This window comes from Streptomyces malaysiensis subsp. samsunensis (genome assembly GCF_024519315.1).
GTDB classification, from domain to species: Bacteria; Actinomycetota; Actinomycetes; order Streptomycetales; family Streptomycetaceae; genus Streptomyces; species Streptomyces malaysiensis.
Genome location: NZ_JANIIC010000153.1, coordinates 1 through 5,307, shown reverse-complemented (window position 1 = coordinate 5,307; position 5,307 = coordinate 1). Strand labels below are relative to the sequence as shown.

The 5,307-nt window shown below is 67.3% G+C and carries 6 protein-coding genes; 5 read left to right on the top strand and 1 reads right to left on the bottom strand.

Features of this window, described 5'->3' with window-relative positions:
* Positions 1–46: 46 nt before the first annotated feature.
* On the bottom strand, positions 47–559 hold the full coding sequence (locus NQU54_RS47955; RefSeq protein WP_257636553.1) for an ATP-binding protein: 513 nt from the start codon (positions 557–559) through the stop codon (positions 47–49).
* 152 nt (positions 560–711) lie between these two features.
* Between NQU54_RS47955 and NQU54_RS47950 the strand changes: the two genes are divergently transcribed.
* The 5 genes from NQU54_RS47950 to NQU54_RS47930 form a co-directional block, all read left to right on the top strand.
* The gene (locus NQU54_RS47950; RefSeq protein ID WP_257636552.1) at positions 712–1,572 is read left to right on the top strand and encodes a helix-turn-helix domain-containing protein; all 861 of its coding nucleotides are present in this window, start codon (positions 712–714) and stop codon (positions 1,570–1,572) included.
* Position 1,573: 1 nt separating this feature from the next.
* On the top strand, positions 1,574–1,774 hold the full coding sequence (locus NQU54_RS47945; RefSeq protein ID WP_257636551.1) for a DUF397 domain-containing protein: 201 nt from the start codon (positions 1,574–1,576) through the stop codon (positions 1,772–1,774).
* A 10-nt stretch (positions 1,775–1,784) separates the two neighbouring features.
* Positions 1,785–2,114 carry a DUF397 domain-containing protein gene (locus NQU54_RS50490; RefSeq protein ID WP_372506433.1) on the top strand — a complete coding sequence of 110 codons (330 nt, stop codon included), beginning with the start codon at positions 1,785–1,787 and terminating at the stop codon, positions 2,112–2,114.
* Positions 2,045–2,764: a DUF6333 family protein gene (locus NQU54_RS47935; protein ID WP_257636550.1), complete on the top strand. Its 720-nt coding sequence runs from the start codon at positions 2,045–2,047 to the stop codon at positions 2,762–2,764. The genes NQU54_RS50490 and NQU54_RS47935 overlap by 70 nt, the downstream gene beginning before the upstream one ends.
* Positions 2,765–2,937: 173 nt before the next feature.
* On the top strand, positions 2,938–5,307 hold a 2,370-nt coding region (locus tag NQU54_RS47930), incomplete at its 3' end, for a hypothetical protein (protein WP_257636549.1).

The following is a 5,307-nucleotide window of genomic DNA, read 5'->3' as shown; positions in this document are numbered from 1 at the left end:
GGGGAGGGGAACAGCCCGCCGCAGGCGTGAGGAGGCGGGTGAGGCGTCAGGCGGCGATCTCGAAGGCGTCGCAGGGGTGGTGCGGTGCGATTTCGAACCAGAGCAGCTTGCCGCTCCGCCCGAAGAGCTCATCGGCGAGGGCGTAGCCGCCCCAGTTGTCGGCGCAGATCCGGACGATGAGCAGGCCACGGCCGTACGCGGCCTCGGTGTTCGCGGCGGCTTCCGCGAGGGCGGACGAGCGGTCGAAGAGGGCCGGGGGCTTGTCGAAGGGCGGCGGGATGTCCGGATTGGTGTCCCACACACTGATCCGCAGCCGCCCCTCCTCCACCGCGCGGATACGCATTTCGGCCGGGCCGGTGGTGTGGCGGTAGGCATTGGTGACCATCTCGCTAGCGACGAGGGTCGCGGGATCGGTGAGTTCGTCCAGCCCGTGCCGGGCGAGAACCGCACGGAGGGTAATCCGGGCGATGGCCGCGGCGCGGGGGTCATGGGGCAGGCGGAGCGAGTACGACCAGGGGGTTTCCGGGGTGTCCGGTGCTTCCGGCGTGGGGGTGGGCATGAAGTCTCCGGTTGGCGCGAGGAGTTGGACTGTGTCCGGGCACACACCGTAGCGCTGTGCGCATAAGCTATTCGATGGCAGCGGTAGAAGTGCTTGGAATGCCACCCGTGTGAGTGACGCGCCCGTTGCGCATGAGCAGAGAGAATCGGCGAATGCCTCAGAGAAGTGTTCCGACAGCACGCCAACTCCGCCTCGGCACCGAGCTGCGCAGGCTTCGGGAACGCGCCGGTTTGACGTCGACCGAGGCCGGGCGCCTGCTCGGCACCAATCAGACGGCCATCAGCAACATCGAGGCGAGCCGGTTCGGAGTCAGCGCGGAGCGGCTGCGCGCGCTGGCGCGGAACTACTCGTGCGGGGACGAAGCTCTTGTCGCGGCGCTCATCGACATGGCGGTGGAACGCAAGCGGGGCTGGTGGGAGGAGTACCGGGAGATCCTGCCCACCGGGTTGCTCGACCTGGCCGAGCTCGAACACCACGCCGTGTCACTGCGCACGGCGTACATCGCGCACGTACCCGGTCTGCTTCAGACGGCCGAGCATGCCCGGGAGATCTTCCGGCAGGTCGTACCGACGCTGCCTCCGCCAGAGGTGGAGCATCGCGTCTCGCACCGCATCAAACGCCAAGGCATTCTGTACCGGGACAAGCCCACGCCGCTTACGGCCATCGTCCATGAGGCCGCTTTGCGCATGCGCTTCGGAGGACCGGACATGGCACGGGCGCAGTTGCAGCACATCCTGGACATGAGCGAGCACGGCCATATCAAGGTGGTCGTGATCCCCTTCGAGGCCGGATCGTTCCCCGGCTCGGGTCAGTCGATCCTCTACGCCGCTGGGCAGGTCCCACAGCTGGACACCGTGCAGCTCGATACGGAGCATGGTTCCGAACTCCTCGACGCAGCCGCCCAGTTGGAGAAGTACCGCGTCGTGCTGGATCGTATGGAAACGGTCGCGCTCCCGGAGAGCCGATCACGTGATCTCATCCAGAGCATCATCCGCACCCTGAAAGGTGAATGAGTTGTCCGCTCGCGAATGGCAAAAGTCCTCGTTCAGCGGGGAAGGCAACGCCTGCCTCTACGTCTCCGCACTCGACAACGCCACCATCCGGCTCCGCGAGAGCGACCAACCCAACACGGTCCTGACCACCAACCCGGCCGCGCTCAGCGCCCTCATACGCAGCGCCAAGAAAGGGCAACTGGACCACATCAGCAAGGGATAGGGCGGAACCCATGCCCACCCACCGCTGGCGGAAGTCCTCGTACAGCGCCCAAGGGGCCAACTGCCTCTACGTCTCGGCGCCCGACGGCGCCACCGTCCGGCTCCGCGAGAGCGACCAACCCGACACCATCCTCACCACCGACCCCACCGCCCTTGGCGCTCTCATACGCTGCGCCAAGGCGGGGCAGCGGCACAGCGTAAGGGCGGGCGACGACCCGTGGGGCGGAGGCGCTACCGTCCTCGGCGCGAGCCCGCCACTACCGTGTCCCCCATGTCTGACGAGAGCCTGTGGGACCACCCCTCCGATGAACCGGTCGAGCGGCACGGCGAGTTCACCCTGACCGTCGTGCACCCGCCGTTCCCCGGCCCGGATGGCGTGCTCGGGGCCCATGACGAGGCGCGGGCGCGGACGTTCGCCGAGGCGTTCGGCACCGTCCACCAGGTGCTGGACCAGCAAGGGACGATTCCGGTCACCGAATTCATCGACGTGGACGCCCGCGCCGACCTGGATGTGATCCGGGTCGGCTGCTGGGGCGGTGTCACCGAGATCAACGACCCGGCCCTGATCAGCCTGTCCGAGCGGTTCCCCATCCAAGAGCAGGCCGAGGCGCTCGCCGACCGCCATCCCGACGCGGTCATCGTCGCCGCCGCGGAGATGGACCTCCCCGGCGCCGACTACGGAACCTGGAAGATCGTCCACCCGGATGGCGCCCGCATCTTCGTGGCCGGTTTCTCCGGTGAGGAGGACTGGGACGTCGAAGGTGAGGTGACCGCGGTGCTCGACGCCTTCGGGATCACCCCGGAGCGGGCCGCCGCCGTCGGGGTCGACCCCGCCCAGCCGCCGCGGAGCTTCGCGTGGGACGCTCTCGCGCGCCTTGCGCTCAAGGCCGTTTCGCCGACCGACCGGCGCGGTCTGATGGCCTCGGTCTTCCGGGTGCGGCACACCGAGGACGCCGTCGTGGCGATGGAAGACACGTGGTTCGAACGGTAACGATCCGGGAACCAGTCAGTTTTGACGCGGACACGCCGAGCAAAACCCCGGGGCAACACGCGCCCCAGCCACTAGCGTTGGGCCGCCGTCGGCGCGACCGACACCCGGACGCAGCCTCGGAGCCGCCTCACGCGCCGCGGTCTTGAACGGGGGCTCCAGGGGGAGGGCGCACGTTGAACAGCCTCATATCCCAACCCACTCATCCACGGCGCCTCTGGGCGCGCTTGGCGGTCGCCTTCACCGCGGCCAGTGCCGTCACGCTGGCCGGTCTGCCCGGCCTCCACACCGACGAGGCCGAGGCCAAGCCGCGTACGCAGCGCTGTGACGAGAAGTACCTGGGCCAGAAATTCGACCGCACTCCGGCGAACTCCGGCCCTCCGGACAACCTGGAGTACGACCCCTGGCCCAACGACGAGACCTACACCTACGACAACCCGGCCAAGGCATACGACGGCGTCCTGCCGCCGACGGAGAAACAGCTCGAGAAGGCGGGCACCGATTACCGCAAGTGGCAGCGGATCGCCGATAAGTCCGGCAAACCGGCGGACCGCGTCATGGAGATCTACGCCCGCTTCCAGGAGCAGCGCGACCGCGGCGGATACACGGACTTCAAGCGCTATCTGGACGTGAAATACATCGGCAAGCCGGGCAACAACTACCGCGGCGAAGCCTTCATGGCCCGCATGGTGAAGAAGTACAACATGATCGGCCCCGACTGGTGGTGCGAGGACCCCGTCGACTACACCGACGAGGACGGCAAGAAGAAGCGCCGCTGGGTCGACGCCCGCAACCGGCGGACCAATGTGCACGTCGAGGGCAAGTCCAACGGCGAGGTCAAGCAGGGCCAGATCGACGCCGATCGGCAGATCGCCAAGCAGAACGAGAAGGTCACCAACCGGTACCTGACCGGCGCGCGCACCGATCAGGGCACCAAGGACCGGGTCTCCCAGCTCAACAAGGACGTCCAGCAGTACCGCGGCACCACGCGCACGGTGGCCGGGATCAACGAGCGCCGCTCGAACGCGATCGAGCGCACCCGGAACCCGAACAACTACACGCGCTATGACCCGCGGTTCAACCCCGACCCGCGCAAGAACGGCATGCGCGGCCCGATCATCGACCAGGCCCTCCGGTCGGGGAAATCCCTGGAAGAGGCCCAGAAACTCCAGCGGATCTACAACAACAACAATTCCCGCGGCTATTTCATGCGCGGCCCCGGCGGCATCGACTTCTCCAGTCTCGAACTCAGCTATGTGGGCGCCCCTGTGAAGGGCAAGGGCTTCAACTATTCGATGAAGGCCGACTACGCCAAGAACCCCGACACCAACCCGGGTTACGGCGGGGACGCGAAGCTGACGATGTCCTCGGACGCCATGTTCACCTGGCTGGCGCTCACACCGGACAAGTTCTGGGTCAACCTCAACCCGGACCAGCCCGAGACGATCATGGACAGCAAATTCGCGTCCACCGACGCCGGCCGTGTGCTGCTGGAGGCCGACCTCCGGCTCAAGCACGACTTCTTCAAGGCCATGGACCCCAAGACCGACACCGGCAAGGCCGCGTGGGACGGCCTGGTCAAGCGCAACGGCTGGCCGTGTCTGAACTCCGGCCGCAACTGGATCGAGCCCAAGACGGCCAAGGTCCGTGAGCAGGACGGCGGCGTCTACATCCTCGACGCGCCGCTGAAGCTCAAGTCGGAGTACATGGACATCAACACCCCGGGCCCCGGCGGCGGAAGGTCCTGCGCCGAAGACCTCACCAAGGCCGAAATCGAGCACAACGAGCGCGTCCTCGACAACACCGTGGTCCCGCTCGTCGAGAAGTGGATCAACACCGAGCCCCAGTACGCCGATCTGCGCCGGGTCTACAACGCCCGGGTGGCGGCCGAGTACATCCGCCGCAAGGACGCGGCGTCGCCGACGGACTTCCACGGCATCATCGACAGCAACGACGTCAAGCGGTGGCCGCTGCGCGCCCCCAACCAGGACTGGGACAAGCAGCAGGTCTTCGACAAGTACCGGAAGATCTTCACCGAAGGTGAGTTCAAGTACGAACTCACCAAGGGCCAGGAGGTCTGGGTGATCACCGTCGGCGGTGTGGACTTCTCCAAGGCACCCAGGCGGAACATCAACCGCAGCCAGTTCAACCTCGAGCACCGCGGCCTGGACAAGACCACCAAAACCTCCACCGGAGCCGAGACGACCTACCAGGACACCGAAACCGCCTATCTCGGGGGCACCTCCGGCAAGCTCCCCGACGGCGACGAACCCAACCCGACCCCGACACCCACACCGACCGACAAGCCCACGGACAAACCCACGGACAAACCGACCGACCAGCCGACCACTCCGGCGCCCGACCCATCCACCCCGGGCGGCGGGGACGCCAGTCAGCCGCCCGCGACCAAGGACCCGGACGGGAACCTCGCCGGCACCGGCTCCAACACCCCGGTGGGCCTGATCGCGGGCATCGCCGCGGCGCTCGCGGCAGCCGGCGGAACGCTGGTGTGGTGGATGCGCCGCCGGAGGAGCACCGAGGACAGC

Coding starts and splice junctions, on each gene's coding strand:
- NQU54_RS47955 (WP_257636553.1), bottom strand. CDS start 559: ATGCCCACCCCCACGCCGGAAGCACCGGACACCCCGGAAACCCCCTGG.
- NQU54_RS47950 (WP_257636552.1), top strand. CDS start 712: ATGCCTCAGAGAAGTGTTCCGACAGCACGCCAACTCCGCCTCGGCACC.
- NQU54_RS50490 (WP_372506433.1), top strand. CDS start 1,785: ATGCCCACCCACCGCTGGCGGAAGTCCTCGTACAGCGCCCAAGGGGCC.
- NQU54_RS47935 (WP_257636550.1), top strand. CDS start 2,045: ATGTCTGACGAGAGCCTGTGGGACCACCCCTCCGATGAACCGGTCGAG.